Genomic DNA, 19,971 nt, shown 5'->3' with positions numbered 1-19,971 from the left:
ACCTGGCCAGGGTTGCTACTTTCTGGTGGATTGAGGTTTCACTGACATAACATCACCACCCGACCAGTGCTGCTTATATTCAAGTTGCCACCTGAACTCATACCGTCAGAGCTTCTGCGCAGGCTGAATTTGAAGGATGGTGACAGTATCGTTATTGAGGAAGTGAAAAACAGTCTGGTGATTACCAAGGCCACCAAGCGGCCACGCTATTCAATGGATGAGTTGCTGGCCCAGTGCGATCTGTCAGCGGCCATGCCGGAAGAGTTAACCGAATGGGATTCTATCCCGCCTGTTGGGGATGAAGCACTTTGAGTATTTACGACCGTGGCGATATCGTCCGGGTGAATCTAAACCCAGTGTCGGGATCTGAAGTGCAGGGAGAGAGCCGACCTTGTCTTGTACTCTCCGTAAACGCATTTAATCGCTTGGGCTCTATGCTGGTTGCCCCAATTACCCAGGAAGGTAATTATTCCCGTGTGCAGGGTTTTACTGTTCCATTGATGGGAACGGGAACAGAGACTCCGGGAGTGGTGCTCATTAATGGTGTGAGGATGATTGATCTTAGGGCAAGGCCATCAAGGAAGGTTGAGAGCGCCCCTGAAACACTGGTTAATGAAGTCCTGGCAAAGCTTCAAACTGTTATTGAGTAGCGTCCTGTGACAAAACGAATCAGAAATAGAAGGACGGATCATCCAGGGAAATTGTAAGGTTCTGTGTTCTGGAGCCTATGAATCTTTCGGCGGCTGAGGCTGCAGAAAACCTGAATATTTCCAGAAATCTCTCATCAGGTTTTATGAGGATTTTGATAAATGACTGAGCAGCCAAACGCAATTTCCATTCCAGAACTGCAAAAAGGCGACCTTCTGTTTCAACTGCGCAAGGGAGGAGAGCTGGAGTGGGTTATCAGCAGACTGTTTGCCGGTTACAACGGCATGGCTCTGAATCATGTCGCCATTGCTATGGAAGGCGGGGAGCTGGTTGAAGCGGTCATGCCAAAGGTTCAGACATTAAGCCTGAATCAGTTTATCGACAAATCCGTATGTGATGGACTGGGGCGGCCTTGCATTCTGATGGCTCGTCTCAAGTCTCCATGGCTTGCTTTAGTTGATGAAGCGTTGGCCTTTGCTGATGAGCAATTGCACTCGCCCTATAACAGAAACTTCTCTCCGGAGGGTCATGCTCAATCCGATATCAGTGACCGAGCCTGGTACTGCAGTGCTCTTGTTTTGGAAGCGTTCAGGTCTGCCAACAAGGGAGAGCCGGTATTTCCGGAAACCCCCATGGGGTTTCGTGATCTGGAAACCGGAGAAATATTCCCCTACTGGGTCGACTTCTATCAGAAGATGGGACAGCCGATACCGGAAGGCGAGCCGGGTTCACACCCTGCCCTGCTGTCATGTTCCGATAAGCTTGAAGTGGTCAGAGTGGTAGGACAACTCCCTGCCAGGCAAAGCACCAACGGGCAGCTTGCCTGAGCCGGATGGTTGTCAGGTGGCTTTTGATTGGGCTGCCTGAAGATAAAGCATCTCGAGAGCAATCGTAGCACCAGCCAGAGCGGTAATATCGGCGTGATCGTAAGCCGGCGCGACTTCAACCACATCCATGCCCACAATATCCAGACCTTCAAGACCTCTGAGCAGCTGTAAAGCCCGGTCCGAGGTCAGGCCGCCACAAACCGGGGTTCCGGTTCCCGGAGCAAAAGCCGGGTCCAGGCAGTCGATATCAAAGGTCAGGTAAACACGGCGATTACCTGTTCTTTTACGTATATTGTCAATTATCTCTGCCACTGGGGTACTGTTGACGTAACTGGCATCCAGAATATTGAAGGAGGTGTTCTTGTGATCGTAATTGGTTCGAATACCGACCTGGGTCGAAGCCGAGGTATCAATCAACCCTTCAACCTGGGCATGATAAAACATGGTTCCGTGGTCGAATTTACCACCCTGGTCATAGTCGTCGGTATGAGCATCAAAGTGAATCAGTGCCAGAGGTCCATAATGTTTGGCGTGGGCTCTGAGCAAAGGCAGGGTAATAAAGTGATCGCCGCCAAACGTCAGCATACGTTTGCCAACAGACAATAACCGGTCGGCATGTTGGAACAGGGTATCGCTCATATCCTGTGCATTGCCGCATTCAAAGACCAGATCACCGCAGTCAGCCACAGAAAGATGATCTTTCAGGCTGAAGAACCAGGGCCAGCGCTTGCCCTCCCAGGTCAGGTTGACTGAAGCCTTGCGAATAGCCTCAGGACCAAAGCGAGCGCCGCTGCGCCCTGTAGTCGCCAGATCAAACGGAACACCGGTAATGATCAGGTCAGTACCAGACTGAACAGGGTTGAAATCCATTGGCAGCCGCAGAAAGCCAAAGGCATTAGCGTAAAGGGAGTGGTCTTCCTTCTTTGTCAGCGTAGTCATGATCTTATCCCGTCAGCTCCACGGCCTGCAGTGAGCGCTGTTCTGTGTGCTGGTAATGATTAAAACTCATTTCATAGCCACAGGCCAAAGGCAGAAGGCATTCTGTCAGACAGCTGAACTCGCCATTTTCCCGCAGGGGAGCTGGTGCATTAAAGCCAATCAAGTCCCAACTGCCCGGGCGCAGGGCTTCCAGCAGACTTTCCAGAATAGCAGCGTCTTCCATATTCAGGTTGGTCTCAAAACTGACATAGGAGCTGTCTTCCTGAGGTGTGATATGGAAAGTGGCGTAACGATCACCTCTGATGGCGTTGAGAGAATAACCAAAAGGTTCAAAAAGCCAGTCACTCAGATCAAAACCGGGCAATATTTCTTCCAGTCTGAGTAGTTTTCGGATACCTTCAATCGTTTGCCCTTCACCGCGCAGATATTGAGCGCTCTCACCTTTGATGTGATACATCAGTAACTCACTGGTCTGGTCATCGGCCCTGGGCTGGTAGGGACGATTCAGATGGAAGATATAGTTGTGATGACTGTCCAGACTGCCAATACGAAAAGCACTACCTTTCAAATCAGATTGAATCCGGTGAATATCCTCTTCAAAAGAGGTTTTCTGCAGATGTGAAAGGTACTCATTTTTGCGCTGAAAGCTGGCAAACAGAATGTGTTCGTCAGCCACATGTTCCAGAAAAAACAGGAAGGCATCGACCAGAGTTGTGGTTCCACAAGTCAGCATCAGGAAGCGGTCTTCCCAGACAAAGAGGCTGGATTCAGACAGCAGGTAAGCGTCGCAGTAGTCATTGCTCAGGGTCGTCAGAATGTCCGCCTGAGCCTTGGCTACCATATCGGACCAGAAGTTTTTGCCCAGCCCACGCAGCGAACCGGCTTCAGTCGCTATAATGACTTCTACTTTTTTTTCAGAGCCTTCGAAGAACATCACAGCTCAATTCCTCCCAGGTGTTCAAGGTAGGTGTAACCCTTCAAGCCCGCTTCCAGCTCTGCCAGCACAGAGGCCCGGCTGGATTCCGGCAGATACTCTTCCACCAGTTTCTTGTAGGTATGCAGGAAGCTTTCCGGCTTCAGATTGACGTACTTAAGAACATCTTCCACTGTGTCTCCGGTCTGGAAATCAAACATCTCGACTAATCCCAGTTCCGTGACACGAACAGATACCGTGTCGGTGTCGCCAAATAAGTTGTGCATATCACCCAGAATTTCCTGATAGGCGCCGATCAGGAAAATACCAATCATATAAGGCTTATCCGGGTGCCACTCAGGTACCGGCAGAGTGGTTTCAATGCCCTGACCATCAACGTACTGGTCGATGGTGCCATCGGAGTCACAGGTAATATCCAGCATAACGGCCCGCTTTTCCGGCGGACGGTTCAAGCCGGAAAGTGGCAGCACCGGGAAAACCTGATCAATCCCCCAGGCATCGGGTAGAGATTGAAACAGTGAAAAGTTGACATAGAATTTGTCAGCCAGTTTTTCACTCAGCTCATCAATCAGAGGTCTGTGAGAGCGGTTTTTATGAGACAGACGTCTGGACAGCTCATAACAAATTCTCAAATTAATACTTTCTGCCCAGGCTCTTTGCTCAAGATCCAGCAGACCGATTCCGAACTGTGTATGAACCTCTGAAAGGTCACTCTGAGTGTCGTGGAACAGCTCAACCAGTGCCCGTTGCTCAACACCTTTCACCAGATCTTGCCAGGAGCGCCACATGTTATGGAGAAGTTGTGGGGCCTCTTTGCCCGGTGCATCAGGTTCTTCCGGCTCGTAGCTTTCAACACCCACTACGTCGGTGATCAGGACGGCATGGTGAGCCGTCAGGTTTCTACCCGACTCGGATATAATCCTGGGTACAGGAATGGCCTGTTCGGCGCAAAGGTCTCCCAGGGTATAAACGATATTGTTCGCATATTCCTGGAGGCTGTAGTTCATGGAGCAGTTACTCTGGCTTCGGGTTCCTTCGTAGTCCACAGCCAGACCGCCACCCACGTCCAGACAATGGATCGGTGCACCCAGGCGATACAGTTCTGCATAAACTCTCGCGCATTCGCTGATGCCCTTGCGTATATCTCGAATATTCGACATCTGGGAGCCCAGATGGAAATGCAGCAGCTGCAAAGAGTCCATGTTGCCATTGTCTTTTAGTCGCTTGATGACATTCAGTACCTGGCTGGCAGACAGACCAAACTTGGATTTCTCGCCACCACTGGCCTGCCATTTTCCCTTACCCTGGGAAGCAAGGCGAACACGAAGCCCCAGTCTTGGGGTGACACCGAGTTCTTTGGCTTCTTTCAGAACCATTTCCAGTTCGGTGATTTTTTCCAGAACGATATAGACCTGATGCCCCAGTTTTTCACCAATCAGTGCCAGACGAATGTATTCCCTGTCTTTGTAGCCATTGCAGACAATGACAGAGCTGGCACGCTTGGCCATGGCCAATACCGCCAGCAACTCAGGTTTACTGCCAGACTCAAGACCCAGTTGGCGATCCTGCCTGGCGGCCTGGCTTTCCAGAATCTCTTCAACCACGGCTCGCTGCTGATTCACCTTGATGGGGTAAACCGCAAGGTAATCATTGCGATAGCCATATTCTCCAATGGCCTGGTTAAAGGCGTCACACAGTGTGTTAACCCGATCGTGGAGAATCTCCGGGAAACGTACCAGGATCGGTAATGATGCACCTTTGCGGACCAGTTGGGCGGCAATATTATTGAGACTGACTGCCGGTCTGCCCCTGGGCAGATAAACGACTTCACCATCGTCGTTAATATCGAAGTATCCCTGGCTCCAATAGCGGGCGTTGTAGGTGGAGCGTGAGGCTTCAACGCTCCATCCGCTTTCTCTGATCACCGCGTCAGGGTTGTTTATCGGGCCTTCCGGAAAGCCGGGCATCACTGGGTTAGTCATTGACCTTCTGTATCGCCTTTTCTACGTATCCGGGCAGAGCAAAAGCTGCCTTGTGGATAGCGGGAGTGTAATAATGTGTTTCGACACCGCAGGCTTCAAAACGTTCAGTCACCGTTGCCAGAGAAACGTGACGGGCTTCGGGATTGTCGGAGCCCCAGGCAAAGGTCATGATACCACCTACATAAGTGGGTACAGCGGCACTGTAGAAGTAGCAGTCCTTCATATAATGGCCCAGACGACGGCTGGTGGTCTCTACTTCATCCAGTTGCATAAAGCAGACGCCGTTCTGAGCGACAAAGATGCCACCTTCTTTTAGCAGACGTTTGCAGCCAGCATAAAACTCTGTAGAGAACAGCACTTCACCGGGACCGATGGGGTCTGTACAGTCAGAAATGATGACGTCAAAGCTGCCGTCAGGTGTTTTTTCACAGTCACTGACAAAGTTGATGCCATCGTCAATCACCAGTTGGGCCCGTGGGTCTTCGTAAGCGCCAGCGGAGTGATCAGGCAGCCATTTTTTACACATATCGACCACTGCGCCATCAATCTCAACCATAGTGACGTGTTCAATGCTTTTGTGCTTGAGCACTTCACGCAGGATACCACCGTCACCACCACCGATGATCAGAACACGACGGACGTTACCGTGAGTCAGGATCGGCACATGGGTCATCATTTCGTGATAGATAAACTCATCTTTTTCTGTAGTCTGGATAACACCGTCCAGTGCCATCATGCGACCAAAAATCTTATTGTTGAATATGACCAGATGCTGGTGTTCGGTTTTTTGTTCGAACAACATCTCATCGACGGAAAAGCTCTGGCCGTAGCCATTATAGAGGGTCTCAAGGTATGTGTTGTCTTTTAGCATGATGCCTTTCCTTTTAAAACCAACCTTCAATAACGGGAAGGTCCAACCAGCCAGTCAGGACAGGGATAGAGAAACTGGAAATTAAGAACCAACAGTGAATGGGAAGCACTTATTAAGCGTTTCACTCTGCCGGAAGGCTCGATCGTTGATCAAGCTCAGGGCTGTTTAGAATGCGCGAATTAAACCCTTGAAATGCCCAGATGACAACCCCTGAAACATAATTAATCAGTACGCTTCAGGGGTGATGTCGGGTTTTCAGTCATTCAGTCTGACCGGCTTGCGGAGCCATGGGCTTCGTCCCAAACCAGCTGACAGGCAATATGACTGAGTGATTTAAATTCATTATGTCTTTATTGGAAATCCATTTTAGTCTTAACTAAAATCCATAATAGTCTTAAATGAAATCCATTTTAGTCTTAACTAAAATCCATAATAGTCGGGTTTAAAATCCATTTTGGTCGAAAATATGCCCTACATTACCAGAGCTCTTGAACGGTACCTTCAGGAATGTCTGACTGATACACCCGTAGTGGTGATAACCGGCCCAAGACAGTCTGGAAAGACTACTCTGAGCAAGCATCTTCTGGAGCTACCCGAGCTAATAGAAAAGGGTAGTTATCTAACTTTGGATGACGAAAATATTCTATCCATTGCCCGTGATGATCCTATTGGCTTGCTGCGTCATCAATTACGCCCTGTCATTATTGATGAAGTTCAGAGGGCTCCTGAACTGGTACGTACTATCAAATTGTTAGTAGATGAAGATCGTCAGCCTGGTTCTTTTATTCTGACCGGCTCTGCTGATCTTATGACGCTGCCCACACTGGCAGATTCTCTGGCTGGTCGAGTTGAGTTCGTGACCCTGTATCCGTTCAGTCAACCTGAGCTGCAACAGTCTTTATTCAGTAGTGATGAAAACGATATTATTAAACAACTCTTGTCTCCAGATTTTGTTCCAAAGCCCTTGATTTCTTTTGGATACGATGACGTTATCTCGGCGATTGTCTGCGGCGGTTATCCTGAAGTTCAGCAACGTTCACCAAGACGGAGGGCTCGTTGGCATCTTTCCTATAGCGATGCCATTGTTCGGCGAGATATCAAAGAAGTGTTCCAGCTGCAAAAGCTGGATGAAATGGCTCAACTACTGAAACGGTTAGCCTCTATTTCATCAAATGCTTTGAACTATGCCAGTCTTGGAAAGGCTGTGCAGATGGATATTAAATCGGTACAGAAGTATGTTTCGGCATTGGAAAATCTTTATCTGGTGAAGCGAATTCCCGGTTGGCATCGCAATGAGCTGAAACGAAGTGTCAAGCAGGCCAAAATACATTTTGTGGACACTGGACTGCTTTGTGCGCTGAGAGGTATCAATGAAGATTCGCTTCAGGCTGATAAAAATCTGATGGGTCCAATGATGGAAACCTGGGTTTGCTCAGAATTGCTGAAAGCTATCGTTGTCAGTGATGAGGACTGTCAATTGTTCCATTACCGTGACAAAAACAAGCGAGAGGTGGATTTTATTTTGTCCGGACGTAGCGGACGAGCGACAGGTATTGAAGTGAAAGCAGGCTTAACGATTAAGAAGGAAATGTTTGCGGCTCAGGAAATGCTGATAAAAACAGGATGTATTCAACGAGGTGTTATCGTCTATAACGGAGACAGGGTACTGCCCTTCTCGGATCAGCTAGTGGCTGTGCCAGTCAGTTACCTGCTTTGTTCTGCAGGTGAGAAAGGGAGCCATATCTGCGTCAGCAGATATGGCAAGAAGTAAAGATTCAGGCCTTGGGACAGGCACTGCCGTCAGCAACGCTTTAGTGTAAGGATGACGGGGGCGACATATATCGGCTCGGCTTTGGCGGTCTCTACTTCATTACCCAGGTACATCACCAGTACCCGGTCACTGATGTGCTTGACTACGCCCAGGTCATGGGCAATAAAGATCAGTGACAGCCCCATCTGTAGGAATCTTTCTTCAGTTCGCCTTTGCTCCCCTTTTTGTTTTTGCCTAAAGTGGAAGAGCAATGGAGGTAGCTTATGGAAAACCTGTACGAAACTGACTTTTATCGCTGGAAAGAGCAACAGAAAGATCACTTGATCAACCGGCGCTTTGATCAACTTGATCTGGAGAGAGTCATTGAGGAGTTTGATGATATGGGCAATGATCGAAACACCCTTCGATCCAGGCTAACGACTCTCTTGCTGCACTTGCTCAAATACCAGTACCAGACTCAAGTCATTAATCCGGTGCCTCCAGAGCCATATAACTGCCGTAGCTGGAAAGGCACTATCCGGGAACAGAGGGAACAGCTGGTCATTCTGCTTCAGGACCGTTCCCACCTGAATCATAAAGTCTGTGAGGTATTTGACGACGCTTACGCCAGTGGTAAGAAACTGGCTATTCAGGCCATGAATGATTACGTCCAGCCCCATCAGAGACTGGATGAGAGCAGTTTTCCAGAGAGCTGTCCCTGGGATTTTGAGCAAATCATGACAGAGAATTGGTTGCCGGAAGGCTAAACGGCAAGACGACTCACCTGCCATTAGACAGGTGAGAAGTTAATCAGGCCTTGGGACAGGCCGCAAAATGCTGGTTGCCTACATCCATCAGTCTTGGACGATGCTCGGCGCAGCTGGCTTCTGCTATCGGGCAACGGGTCCTGAAGACACAGCCGCTGGGTGGGTTGATAGGCGATGGCAGTTCACCTTCCAACAGTTCAATCTCCTTCTCTTTTTCCATTTTCGGATCAGGGACAGGCACCGCCGACAACAAAGCTTTGGTGTAAGGATGACGGGGGGCATCATACATTGGCTCGGCCTTGGCGGTCTCTACCTCATTACCCAGGTACATCACCAGTACCCGATCACTGATGTGCTTGACTACGCTCAGGTCGTGGGCAATAAAGATCAGTGACAGTCCCATCTGTTGCTGAAGCTCTTTCAGCAGGTTAACCACCTGTGCCTGGATGGACACGTCCAAAGCACTTACCGGCTCATCACAAATCACCAGTTTCGGCTTGAGAATCAGTGCCCGGGCAATACCAATACGCTGACACTGACCACCAGAGAACTCGTGGGGATAACGGTTAATAACATTAGGCAGCAGGCCCACCCTGGTCATCATTTCACGAACCCGGGAAAGAATCTCATCTTTCGAGAGATCCGGGTAATAGTTGTGAAGAGGCTCGGCAATGATATCGCCTACGGTCATTCTCGGGTTCAGTGACGCCAGAGGGTCCTGAAAAATCATCTGGATATCCTTGCGGATACTTTTCATGGCTTTTTCCGGTAGCCCGGCAATATTGTCGTCCTGCCAGAGAATTTTACCCTCCGTAGCCTTCACCAGACCAATGATCGAGCGGGCCAGTGTTGATTTGCCGCAACCGGACTCACCTACGACACCGAGGGTTTCTCCTTCGAAGAGATCAAAACTGACACCATCAACGGCTTTGAGGACCGGGGATTTCTCCCAGGGCCAGTTTTTGGCTTTATGAATCGGGAAATGAACCTTAACATCCCGAACTTTCAAAATAGGCTGAGGGCTTTCTATAGCTCGCTGAGGGCTTTTTATAAATCGCTGAAGGCTCATGCTGCCACCTCCCTGCCGGAAGTATTAACGGGGTTGTCGGGTGTCCAGAAACAGGCTTTCTGACGACCTTCGCCAAAGCTCTCCAGTGGCGGCGCTTCCTGCTGGCAACGTGGTATGACATGAGGACAACGTTCCTGGAAAGGACAGCCCTGTGGAAGGCTCAACAGGTTCGGAGGATTGCCCGGAATAGTGGGCAGCGAATCACCCTGTGTATCCAGTCGTGGAATCGCACCCAGCAGGCCTCGGGAATATGGATGACGAGGATCATAGAAGACCTCGTTGGTCGTGCCATATTCCATGGTACGACCGGCGTACATTACCAGTACCTTGTCACAGATGCCGGCCACCACCCCCAGGTCGTGAGTGATCATAATGATGGCGGTGTTGAACTCGGTCTTCAGTTCATTCAACAGCTCCATGATCTGGGCCTGAACGGTGACGTCCAGAGCGGTGGTCGGTTCGTCAGCAATCAACAGTTTGGGACGACACAGCAATGCCATGGCAATCATAACCCGCTGGCGCATGCCGCCTGAAAATTCATGGGGGTACATATTCATTCGCTTGCGAGCTTCAGGAATTTTTACCGCATCCAGCATTTTTACGGATTCTTCAAAGGCTTCTTTTTTACTCATGCCTTTATGCAGCTTTAGAACTTCCATCAGCTGAGGCCCTACTTTCATGTAAGGGTTCAGCGAGGTCATGGGGTCCTGGAAGATCATGGCGATCTTCTGGGCACGAATACGATTCAGCTCAGTCTCACTCAGCGCCAGAATATTCTGTCCTTCAAACCTGGCGGAACCTTCAATAATGCCGTTTTTGGCCAGCAGCCCCATGAGAGCAAAAGCAGTCTGACTTTTACCTGACCCGGACTCTCCTACCAGGCCCAGTGTTTCACCAGCCTTCAGAGAAAAGGTCATATTGTTTACGGCTGTGACATCTCCGTCGGGTGTCGTAAATCGAACCCGCAGGTTATCGACATCTAATAGTTGCATATCAACGATCCTTCGGGTCCAGGGCATCACGGAGCCCGTCGCCAATAAAGTTGAAACAGAACAGGGTAATCACCAGAAAAGTGGTCGGGAAGGCCAGCTGCCAGACCGCCACTTCCATAGAGATGGCGCCTTCGTTGACCAGTGCACCCCAGCTGGTCATGGGTTCCTGTACACCCAGTCCCAGGAAGCTCAGGAAGGATTCAAACAGAATCATTCCGGGCACCAGCAGGGAGGCGTAAACCACCACAATACCGAGCAGGTTAGGAATCAGGTGACGGAAAATAATCTGGCTGGAATTGGCGCCACTGATGATGGCCGCTTCGACAAACTCCTTGCTCTTCAGGCTCAAGGTCTGACCCCTGACGATACGCGCCATATCCAGCCAGGAGACCGCCCCTATGGCGATAAAGATCAGCAATATGGAGCGTCCGAAGAAAGTGATCATCAGAATAACCAGAAACATAAACGGGAAAGACTGAAGAATTTCCAGGGCCCGCATCATCAGGTTATCAACACGGCCACCCAGGAAGCCCGCCATGGCACCGTAAATGGTTCCGATAATAACGGCCACCAGAGCCCCCAGTGCACCTACCATGAAGGAGATTCGTCCGCCTTCAAGGGTCCGTACGAAAAGGTCCCGACCGAGGTGGTCGGTACCAAAGAAATGTCCGGTTTCCATAGAGGGTGGTGCAGCCATATTGGCCCAGTCAATTTCTTCATAAGTGAACTGACTGGCCGCAGGGCCAAAGATAATCAGCAAGGTGACCGCTGCCAGAACAATCATACTGGCGACAGCGGCCTTGTTACTCAGAAAGCGTCGGCGGGCATCGGCCCAGAGGCTGCGCCCTTCAATCTCCAAGCGCTCGTTGGCAAGCTGTTCGGAGAAGTTTTCCACAGCCTTTTGGCTCTCTTTTTTCACCATGTTATTCACAGTGCCGGTTTTCATGGAAATAGACGCCATGGTTTAACCCCCCACTCTGATTTTTGGATCGATCAGCCCATAGAGAATATCGACGATAGCGGTGAACAGGATGGTCAGTGAACCAATGATGATCGTCAGTCCCAATACCAGCGAGTAATCCCGGTTCAGTGCTCCGTTGACAAAATGCTGGCCCATGCCCGGCAGGCCAAACACGGTTTCAATCACCACAGAGCCGGTGATAATGCCGACGAAAGCCGGACCCAGATAAGAAACAACAGGCAGCAATGAGGGTTTCAGGGCATGTTTGAGAATCATGTGATGCTTTGGCAAACCCTTGGCCCTGGCAGTACGAATAAAGTTGCTGTTCAGGGTTTCAATCATGCTGGAACGCATGATTCGGGCTATTGCCGCTACATAAAGAATACCCATGGCGGCGACAGGAAGAATCATGTTCTGCCAGCTGCCATCGTTCCAGCCACCCGCAGGCAACCACTTCAGGCTGATGGAAAAGATCAGTACCATCAGTGGCGCAATCACAAAAGAAGGAAGTACAACGCCCACCATGGAGAACGTCATTATGGTGTAGTCGATCCAGGAATTTTGCTTCAGGGCTGCCAGAGTTCCCAGTCCAACTCCCACAATAACGGTGAATAAAAACGCCAGTGAGCCAATGGTCAGGGAAACCGGGAAGCTCTGGGCCACCAGTTCGTTAACGGTGTAATCCTTGTACTTGAAAGACGGTCCCAGGTCGCCCTGCAGAAGGTCTTTCAGGTAATAGGCAAACTGTTGCCAGAGCGGCTTGTCGAGGTGGTACTTGGCTTCAAGGTTGGCCAGGATCTCCGGTGGCATATTGAAATCGCCCGTGAAAGGACTGCCCGGAGCCATCTGCATCAGAAAAAACGACAAAAGTACGAGAATGAACAGTGTCGGAATGGCAACGCCGATGCGTTTCAGAATAAATATAAACATAGGTACACTCTTTGTTAGTCTTAGACGACTATGTGTCCCTGACTGTATGTAAAACTTGTTTCCATGCAGGAGAGGCTGTTACCAACCCTCCGGTTGCCGGGCTTCAGTCCGGAAACCGGAGGGTTTGTGACATCCCTCAAGAGCGTGGGAACCAGGGGTTTTCCACGCCAGAGAGATTAATGTTTCCTGATATACAAATCTCTGGTGTAAACGTTGTCCTCAACATTGCTCATTGGGTAACCACCGACGTATGGCTTAACCAGTCGGCTTGTTGTGTACTCAACGATAGGTGCTAAAGGCATATCCTCTGCAAGTATTTCTTCTGCTTTGCGATAAAGTTCGGCGCGCTCTTCGTCTGTAGTAACAGTTCTGGATTTTTCCATTAAGGCATCATACTCACGACTATTAAACTTGCCATCGTTTTGACCATGAGTGGATGTTTTTAAATCAAGAAAGGTCGACGCTTCGTTATAGTCTCCTGCCCACCCTGCTCTGGCAACCTGAAACTTACCTTCATCTTTACTATCGAGGAAGGTTTTCCATTCCTGATTTTCCAGTGTGACTTCAACGCCTAAAGGCTTCCACATCTGCGAGATGGCAATAGCTATCTGTTTGTGTGCCTCATCAGTGTTGTAGAGGAGATCAAATTCTAATGGATTATCAGGACCGAAACCGGCTTCTGTCAGGAGGCGCTTGGCTTCTTTATCACGCTCAGCTTGAGTCATCTTGCTGTAATCTATTTCAGGTGGAATAAAACCAGCTACAGATTTAGGTGTGAAAGTATAAGCAGGTGTTTCACCTTGTTTCATTACATACTTGGCAATAGCGTTGCGATTGATTGCATAGGAAAGGGCCTTTCTGACACGAGCATCATCAAAAGGCTTAACCTTCTCATTAAACTCATAATAATAAGTGGAGAGCCTTGGGGTGATTTTTATTTCATCAGGAATGCTTTTCTGCAAGCTGGCAAAGTGCTGGACGGGAATAGGTGTTATGCCGTTGGTAAAGTCTATTTCACCTGCTTTGTAGCGTGTAAGCTCAATATTGCCAGAGACTGGCAGGAAAGTGACTTTGTCAATGACGGTTTGTTCATTATTCCAATATTGGGCATTGCGAGACAATGTAATTCGTTCATTCACAACCCATTTTTCCATCTTGTATGCGCCATTTGATACTATATTTTCCGGCTTGGTCCAGTTATTTCCATATTTTTTTATAACCTTCTCCGGTGCAGGGAACATAGTGTAGTGAGCCAGCATTTTGATAAAGTAAGGTACAGGTTTTTCAAGCGTTACCTGAAAGGTTTTATCATCAAGAGCTTTGACTCCAAGACTTTCAACGGGCTGTTCACCTTTGATAATCTCAGAAGCATTAACGATAGTGGGAATTTCCATATACCAGGAATAGCGTGACGCAGTGACTGGGTCTACAGCTCTTCGGAAACCAAAAACAAAGTCATGGGCTGTTACAGTGTCTCCATTGGACCACTTTGCTGTATCTCGAATCTTAAAGGTAAATACTTTGTTATCGTCGGAAATTGACCAGCTTTCTGCCTGACCGGGAATAACATTGCCTTCAGCATCCTGGTTTACCAGACCTTCAAACAAATCTTTAACAACTTTATTGCCTGGAGAGCCTTCTACTTTCTGTGGATCCAGAGAGGCAGGCTCTGCACCGTTCCCGCGAACCAGCTCCTGGACCTGTGCCAGTTGTGTGCCTGCCGGAACGATTGCGGCGTTGGCGCTGGAGGTGGCCATGATGCTGGCAGCCAGAGTCAAAGCCGGAATGCCGGCAAGCGTCAGAGCCTTGAATGGCTTCTTCATATTGTTATCCCCTTCATTCGATGACCGGTCTGATAACGGTCAACGCATAATTCTGATTGGAGTTATGGTAATGGGCGGGTGCTGTTGCTGCTGACGGATGTGTCAGAGCAAGACGAGTAACACACGATCCTGTGTATTGCCGTTTTATAACACCTTGTTCAATGTTCTCAACTTGAGTAAAGAGTCATCTACTGGGTGGTTGTTTTTATTTGATGGACTACTGTCGTCAATTCCGCCGGGTGTAGCATTGATCCCGAAAAACAGATCACGGAAATCTTCCCCGACCCTGATCATCGACTATTCGGATTATGTGTTTTTAATACAGAAAAACCGAATCACAGTGGTCGGGTAACCGAATATAACTAAAAGTTGTAAAAAGGATCAAGAAGGTTTTTGAACGTATGTGCGTAAAAATTGAATCGTTCAAAAAAGTTAGACTTGTTGAAATTTATAAAAATACAGGTGAATAAACTGACTTTTCCTTAATCTATGGTTATAAGTTTTTTTCATAAGGGTTATGCAGTTTTTTTATGCTGGCAAAGTTACACCTTTTTTGCAGCGCATCAGGCGATAAGTATTTTGTATGGAAGATATAAATTAAGGATACTTTTACGGCTTTTGAGATTGGAGGCTGACTTTTTGCAGCCTCCAAACGATTAGGAATTATCCCAGATACTTGGCAATACCATCCATAAACATTTGCACAGAAAGCATCACCAGAATCATCCCCATCAGTCGCTCAATAGCGAATACACCACGGTTGCCCAATACTCTCATAAATTGATTTGAGCACATCAGGATGGCGGCGGATGCAGCCCAGGCGATCAGCAACGCCGTCACCAGTTTAGCCTGTTCTCCCGGGTGCTGATTACCCAACAGAATCAGGGTGGCCAGGATAGAAGGACCGGCAATCAAAGGAATGGCCAAAGGTACGATGAAAGGCTCGCCATCGGGAGTGTCACCCATGATGCCACCCCCTCGGCTGGGAGGGAAAATCATCTTGATGGCGATAATAAAGAGGATAATCGCCCCTGCAATACTGACCGCTTCCTGCCTGAGATGGAGTACCCGTAGCATGGCATCGCCGACAAACAGGAAAATCACCAGAATCAACAGGGCGATCAGCATTTCCCGCATCAGAATTTTGACCCGACGCCTGGGGGGCACAGCTTTTAGAACAGAGATAAAGATTGGCATATTGCCGAGCGGATCCATAATCAGGAACAGCAATATGGCTGTGGAGTAGATTTCCATCGGTTCAGCTTAAACTCAGAATTAGAATAAAAAAAATTGAGCGGGCTTATAACATCTGGCCTTTAAAAAAACCAATCCTGATTTGTCGATTTTGCACGGCAAAGCCCGTCCATTAAAATCTGGCGGGCTTTTTGTGGAAGGGTAAGTTTTCGGAAGTGATTAGTTTTGTGTATTGGGAATTCTCTGACGAATGAGTAACTCGAGCCGATCAAAACGCTCGTCGACCTTGTCAAAGCGCCGATCGACTTCGTCAAAGCGCTTGTCATGTTCATCAAAGCGCTTGTCATGTTCATCAAAGCGCTTGTCATGTTCATCAAAGCGTTGGCGGGTTTCCCTGACGAACTCATTGTGTTGTTCATCCGCCCTCTTGAACCCTGCGTGGGTGGCTTCTGTCAATGCAGCTATGCAGGCTTTCACACCAGCGAGATCCGTCTTCACCCCGGAAACATCTAACTTCAATCCGGCAATATCATGCTGATTAGTGAGTGCGATGTTTTTTATATCTGCACACACCCTGGCCAGACTGTGCACATCTGCGTCAAGGTTTCTATGCTGGGTTTCAAGCTTTTCAAGTCTTACTTCTAGGGACATGAATTATGGAACCTGTTTACGTGAATGGAGCTGACAGCATAGCAGCCCCAGTCAATCTGCATAGGCTCAAATAACAAAATTCTTTTGGCTCAGCAATAATGCGAGTCTTGCCTGTTTATCTTTCATATATCCAGAATGCTGTTCAGCGGTTTGGGCGCTGAGGTTTTCATGAAATTTCTCAGCCTGCTTTTCAGCGTTGTAGATTTCCTGCTTATCCATCTGGCTGTCTGCGATCCAGTGGGACTGTTGAGTGGCTGCTGTGTTGATGGGCTTAATGGCTTCGCTCATGGTGAATCTCCCCAAATCATTTGCTGATATGGGAAGATTAGGTCTGGATAGTTCAAGCGTCTGTAATACTTTGGGCGAAAGTAAACTTTAATTATATTAAATTTATTTTTAATAACCTTTTAAAGGCCCAAGTATTCGTTTTTCAACTTCACATAGTTGTCCGCACCGTAAGAGAAGAGGGCCTTCTCTTTTTCACTGATCGGGCGAGCCTTCTGGGCTGGATTGCCTTTGTAAACAAACCCGCTTTCCAGTCGCTTTCCCGGTGGCACCAGGCTGCCCGCAGCGACAATCACTTCCTCCTCGACCACTACGCCATCCATCACCACGGCTCCAATGCCAATCAGGCAGCGATTGTGGATCGTACAACCGTGCAGGGTGACCTTGTGACCGACCGTCACTTCATCACCAATAATCAACGGATAACCATCGGGGTTAAACGCGCTGGCATGGGTGATATGCAACACCGAACCGTCCTGAATACTGGTGCGTGAGCCTATGCGGATGCGATGCATATCTCCGCGCACCACCGCCATGGGCCAGACGGAGCTGTCTTCACCAATTTCTACGTCGCCCAGGACCAGGGCGGTTTCGTCAATAAATACCCGGTCACCCAGTGCTGGGGTATGACCTCTGAAGGTTCTGATGGATTGGCTTGTCATGATGTTTGACTTCTTTGCTTGCTCTTTGTCTGGGCTTTAAGAGGAAAACGGTCAGGAGATTCAATCATTGTTTCAGTAAGATCAACATCAATATCTGGCCAATAGGAGTGACCTTTTCTGAGTTCTTCAACGTTGATGATTGCGCTAACTGGCTGGTCCTTGAACCATGGAAAATCTTCGTAAGACATGAACAGCTCTTTGCCACTGGTCATTAGCCAGATGCCATGAGATGAGATATTTGTCACTTCAGTTCCGGAAGTGCATATTCCATGCGTTGATGATGGCATAGTGCTTCTCCTTGATCAGTTTCTCAATCTCTCAGAAAAAACGATACCCCTTCTTCTTGAATACAGTTGGACTCATCTCATGCCTCAATAGTTTCTCAGACAGGGAAAGTTAGAACAACAATTGCTCAAACTGAAAGAAAGTAATGCCTTTTAGACAACTATTGTCGCGAAGCAGAACGCTTTCAAGTATTGCATTGTCCTTGAAAACCGATAATCCTGCACCCATAGACATAAAAAGAACCATCAGTTTGGACAATAAACAGCGAGCATCTGAATTATGAGCAACCCACTGCTGGAAACCTGCGAACTGCCTCCTTTTGCCAAGATTAAACCAGAGCATATAAAACCGGCTGTAGAGACCATTATTGCCGAAAGTGAGCAAGCGGTAGACGCACTTCTGGCAGATAAAAATCAAACCTTCAGCTGGAAGACGCTTCAGGAACCCATGGACAGTCTGGGAGACAGGCTTAATCAGGCCTGGTCACCGGTGGGTCATATGAATGCTGTCGTCAATACCGATGAGCTAAGAGATGCTTACAATGCCTGTCTTCCCCTGCTTTGCGAATATTCAACATGGCTGGGTCAGAATCAGGATCTCTATCAGGCCTATCTGACGCTGTCCGAGTCAGAGGGGTTCGAGAATCTGGATAAGGCTCAGAAAAAAGTCATTACCGATAATCTGCGGGATTTCAAACTGGCGGGTGTTGCCCTGCCGCAAGAGAAAAAAGCTCGTTATGGCGACATTCAAAAACGTCTTTCTGAACTGACCAGTAAGTTTTCTGACAATGTTCTGGATGCCACCATGGCCTGGTCCAAACTGATTACCGATGAATCAGAGCTGGTCGGCCTGCCTGAATCCGCATTGGCAGGCGCCAGACAGTTGGCTGAGTCCAAAGGTCACAGCGAAGGCTGGATGCTGAATCTGGATTTTCCGAGCTATTTCCCGGTGATCACCTATGCAGACAATCGTGAGTTGCGGGAAGAGGTTTATACAGCGTTCAGTACCCGGGCATCGGACCAGGGTCCGAATGCGGGTGAATTTGATAATTCAGGCAATATTAATGAAATCCTCAAGCTACGTCAGGAGCTGGCCGAACTGCTGGGGTTCAATAACTATGCGGAATACTCACTGGCGACCAAAATGGCTGACTCCACTGACAAGGTCGTTGCGTTTCTGGAAGATCTGGCCAGTAAGAGCAAGCCTCAGGCAGAAAAAGAACTGAATGAACTGAAAGCCTTTGCCAAAGCAGAACACGGTGCTGAAGATTTGCAGGCCTGGGACATTGGCTACTATGGCGAGAAACTCAGACAGCAGCGCTACGCTATTTCTCAGGAAGAGTTGCGTCCCTGGTTTCCGTCAGAAAAAGTAGTGAATGGCATGTTCTCTGTCGTGGAACGCCTATTTGGAATTACCTTTGACAAGGTCACCGACGTTGAAACCTGGCACAAAGATGTTGGCTTTTTCAATGTTATTCGCGATGGCGAAGTGATTGGTCGTTTCTACCTCGACCTCTATGCCCGTGAACACAAGCGCGGTGGTGCCTGGATGGGTGAGTGCCGGGTGCGTCGCAGGATTGGCGACAAAGTTCAGCTGCCAGTGGCTTACCTGACTTGTAACTTCACGCCACCCGTTGGTAATCAGCCAGCCCTGCTGACCCATGATGAAGTTGTGACCCTGTTCCATGAGTTTGGTCACGGTCTGCATCATATGCTGACCCGGGTCGATTATTCTGCCGTATCCGGAATCAATGGCGTAGCCTGGGATGCAGTCGAGCTGCCCAGCCAGTTTCTTGAGAATTGGTGCTGGGAAGAAGAAGGTCTGGCTTTGATCTCCGGCCATTTTGAAACGGGCGAGCCTCTGCCTGAAGATAAACTGGATAAATTACTGGCCGCTAAAAACTTCCAGTCCGCCATGATGATGGTGCGTCAGCTGGAGTTCTCACTGTTTGATTTCAAACTGCATAAAGACTTTTCAAAAAGCGTGAGTGAAGGGAAAACGGTTCAGGCGGTATTGGATGAAGTTCGCAGTCAGGTCTCTGTGGTTATGCCTCCGGCCTTCAATCGTTTCCAGCATGGCTTCAGCCATATCTTTGCTGGAGGGTATGCGGCGGGCTACTACAGCTACAAATGGGCTGAGGTATTGTCTGCGGATGCCTTCTCCCGATTTGAAGAAGAGGGTATATTCAACCGCCAGACCGGTGAGTCTTTCCTGCATGAAATTCTGGAAAAAGGCGGTTCTGCGGAGCCCATGGAGCTGTTTGTAAATTTCCGGGGCCGGGAGCCAGAAGTGGATGCTCTGTTGCGCCATTCGGGTATCTCTGTCTGAAAAGAGAATTTTGAATGAAAGGCTCTGAGATCATGGGATCTCGGGGTCTTGGTATTTCTTTATGTGCTATAGG

At 48.7% G+C, this 19,971-nt stretch carries 21 protein-coding genes; 6 read left to right on the top strand and 15 right to left on the bottom strand.

Annotated elements, in window-relative coordinates; genetic code table 11:
* Positions 1 to 84: 84 nt before the first annotated feature.
* The 3 genes from ACO6V5_RS19650 (at position 85) to ACO6V5_RS19640 (ending at position 1,475) form a co-directional block, all read left to right on the top strand.
* Entirely contained in the window at positions 85 to 312 is a 228-nt protein-coding gene (locus ACO6V5_RS19650; protein WP_422139407.1) for an AbrB/MazE/SpoVT family DNA-binding domain-containing protein, read from the top strand.
* The gene (locus tag ACO6V5_RS19645) at positions 309 to 650 is read left to right on the top strand and encodes a type II toxin-antitoxin system ChpB family toxin (protein WP_422411735.1); all 342 of its coding nucleotides are present in this window, start codon (positions 309 to 311) and stop codon (positions 648 to 650) included. The genes ACO6V5_RS19650 and ACO6V5_RS19645 overlap by 4 nt, the downstream gene beginning before the upstream one ends.
* A 159-nt stretch (positions 651 to 809) precedes the next feature.
* On the top strand, positions 810 to 1,475 hold the full coding sequence (locus ACO6V5_RS19640; protein ID WP_422136100.1) for a YiiX/YebB-like N1pC/P60 family cysteine hydrolase: 666 nt from the start codon (positions 810 to 812) through the stop codon (positions 1,473 to 1,475).
* Between the two features lie 12 nt (positions 1,476 to 1,487).
* On the opposite strand, the gene speB is transcribed toward ACO6V5_RS19640, so the two are convergent.
* The 4 genes from speB to speE are packed head-to-tail and all read right to left on the bottom strand — an operon-like array spanning position 1,488 to position 6,201.
* Positions 1,488 to 2,414, bottom strand: coding sequence for an agmatinase (gene speB, locus ACO6V5_RS19635; RefSeq protein WP_422411736.1), 927 nt, complete (start codon positions 2,412 to 2,414; stop codon positions 1,488 to 1,490).
* 4 nt (positions 2,415 to 2,418) lie between these two features.
* Positions 2,419 to 3,348 (bottom strand): adenosylmethionine decarboxylase, encoded by a 930-nt coding sequence (locus ACO6V5_RS19630; protein ID WP_422136102.1) that lies wholly within the window; start codon positions 3,346 to 3,348, stop codon positions 2,419 to 2,421.
* Positions 3,348 to 5,330 (bottom strand): biosynthetic arginine decarboxylase, encoded by a 1,983-nt coding sequence (speA, locus tag ACO6V5_RS19625; protein WP_422136103.1) that lies wholly within the window; start codon positions 5,328 to 5,330, stop codon positions 3,348 to 3,350. Before speA ends, ACO6V5_RS19630 begins: the two co-directional genes overlap by 1 nt.
* The gene (gene speE, locus ACO6V5_RS19620; protein ID WP_422411737.1) at positions 5,323 to 6,201 is read right to left on the bottom strand and encodes a polyamine aminopropyltransferase; all 879 of its coding nucleotides are present in this window, start codon (positions 6,199 to 6,201) and stop codon (positions 5,323 to 5,325) included. The genes speA and speE overlap by 8 nt, the downstream gene beginning before the upstream one ends.
* 466 nt (positions 6,202 to 6,667) lie before the next feature.
* Here speE and ACO6V5_RS19615 point away from each other — a divergent pair, with 466 nt between their 5' ends.
* Positions 6,668 to 7,972, top strand: coding sequence for an ATP-binding protein (locus ACO6V5_RS19615; protein WP_422411738.1), 1,305 nt, complete (start codon positions 6,668 to 6,670; stop codon positions 7,970 to 7,972).
* Between the two features lie 29 nt (positions 7,973 to 8,001).
* Here the strand turns inward: ACO6V5_RS19615 and ACO6V5_RS19610 are convergent, their stop codons facing one another.
* Complete coding sequence (locus tag ACO6V5_RS19610; protein WP_422136106.1) at positions 8,002 to 8,157, bottom strand: hypothetical protein; 156 nt, start codon at positions 8,155 to 8,157, stop codon at positions 8,002 to 8,004.
* 78 nt (positions 8,158 to 8,235) lie between these two features.
* Between ACO6V5_RS19610 and ACO6V5_RS19605 the strand changes: the two genes are divergently transcribed.
* Positions 8,236 to 8,718, top strand: a complete 483-nt coding sequence (locus tag ACO6V5_RS19605; protein ID WP_422411739.1) for a DUF29 domain-containing protein — start codon at positions 8,236 to 8,238, stop codon at positions 8,716 to 8,718.
* 43 nt (positions 8,719 to 8,761) lie between these two features.
* Here ACO6V5_RS19605 and oppF read toward each other — a convergent pair whose 3' ends face one another.
* The 10 genes from oppF to ACO6V5_RS19555 all read right to left on the bottom strand — a co-directional run bounded on the left by oppF (position 8,762) and on the right by ACO6V5_RS19555 (position 17,572).
* Positions 8,762 to 9,787 carry a murein tripeptide/oligopeptide ABC transporter ATP binding protein OppF gene (oppF, locus tag ACO6V5_RS19600; protein WP_422411740.1) on the bottom strand — a complete coding sequence of 342 codons (1,026 nt, stop codon included), beginning with the start codon at positions 9,785 to 9,787 and terminating at the stop codon, positions 8,762 to 8,764.
* The gene (locus tag ACO6V5_RS19595) at positions 9,784 to 10,779 is read right to left on the bottom strand and encodes an ABC transporter ATP-binding protein (protein WP_422411742.1); all 996 of its coding nucleotides are present in this window, start codon (positions 10,777 to 10,779) and stop codon (positions 9,784 to 9,786) included. Before ACO6V5_RS19595 ends, oppF begins: the two co-directional genes overlap by 4 nt.
* 1 nt (position 10,780) lies before the next feature.
* Positions 10,781 to 11,701 (bottom strand): oligopeptide ABC transporter permease OppC, encoded by a 921-nt coding sequence (gene oppC / locus ACO6V5_RS19590; RefSeq protein ID WP_422137053.1) that lies wholly within the window; start codon positions 11,699 to 11,701, stop codon positions 10,781 to 10,783.
* A gap of 42 nt (positions 11,702 to 11,743) precedes the next feature.
* Positions 11,744 to 12,670 (bottom strand): oligopeptide ABC transporter permease OppB, encoded by a 927-nt coding sequence (oppB, locus tag ACO6V5_RS19585; protein ID WP_422139414.1) that lies wholly within the window; start codon positions 12,668 to 12,670, stop codon positions 11,744 to 11,746.
* 176 nt (positions 12,671 to 12,846) lie between these two features.
* Positions 12,847 to 14,493 carry a peptide ABC transporter substrate-binding protein gene (locus ACO6V5_RS19580; protein ID WP_422411745.1) on the bottom strand — a complete coding sequence of 549 codons (1,647 nt, stop codon included), beginning with the start codon at positions 14,491 to 14,493 and terminating at the stop codon, positions 12,847 to 12,849.
* A 663-nt stretch (positions 14,494 to 15,156) separates the two neighbouring features.
* A complete protein-coding gene (locus ACO6V5_RS19575) occupies positions 15,157 to 15,747 on the bottom strand; it encodes a YhgN family NAAT transporter (protein WP_422136112.1) in 591 nt (196 codons plus the stop codon).
* 159 nt (positions 15,748 to 15,906) lie between these two features.
* A complete protein-coding gene (locus tag ACO6V5_RS19570) occupies positions 15,907 to 16,338 on the bottom strand; it encodes a hypothetical protein (protein WP_422136113.1) in 432 nt (143 codons plus the stop codon).
* A 66-nt stretch (positions 16,339 to 16,404) separates the two neighbouring features.
* The gene (locus ACO6V5_RS19565; protein ID WP_422136114.1) at positions 16,405 to 16,626 is read right to left on the bottom strand and encodes a hypothetical protein; all 222 of its coding nucleotides are present in this window, start codon (positions 16,624 to 16,626) and stop codon (positions 16,405 to 16,407) included.
* A gap of 119 nt (positions 16,627 to 16,745) precedes the next feature.
* Positions 16,746 to 17,285 carry a gamma carbonic anhydrase family protein gene (locus ACO6V5_RS19560; protein ID WP_422411748.1) on the bottom strand — a complete coding sequence of 180 codons (540 nt, stop codon included), beginning with the start codon at positions 17,283 to 17,285 and terminating at the stop codon, positions 16,746 to 16,748.
* Positions 17,282 to 17,572, bottom strand: coding sequence for a DUF2442 domain-containing protein (locus ACO6V5_RS19555; protein ID WP_422411750.1), 291 nt, complete (start codon positions 17,570 to 17,572; stop codon positions 17,282 to 17,284). The genes ACO6V5_RS19560 and ACO6V5_RS19555 overlap by 4 nt, the downstream gene beginning before the upstream one ends.
* Positions 17,573 to 17,849: 277 nt before the next feature.
* Between ACO6V5_RS19555 and prlC the strand changes: the two genes are divergently transcribed.
* Positions 17,850 to 19,898, top strand: coding sequence for an oligopeptidase A (gene prlC / locus ACO6V5_RS19550; protein ID WP_422136117.1), 2,049 nt, complete (start codon positions 17,850 to 17,852; stop codon positions 19,896 to 19,898).
* Positions 19,899 to 19,971: the final 73 nt, after the last annotated feature.

Origin of the sequence: Endozoicomonas sp. ALD068 (genome assembly GCF_049310145.1) — a bacterium.
Classification (GTDB): Bacteria; Pseudomonadota; Gammaproteobacteria; order Pseudomonadales; family Endozoicomonadaceae; genus Endozoicomonas_A.
The sequence above is the reverse complement of the archived record's forward strand: the minus strand, read 5'-3'. Positions and strand labels throughout refer to the sequence as shown.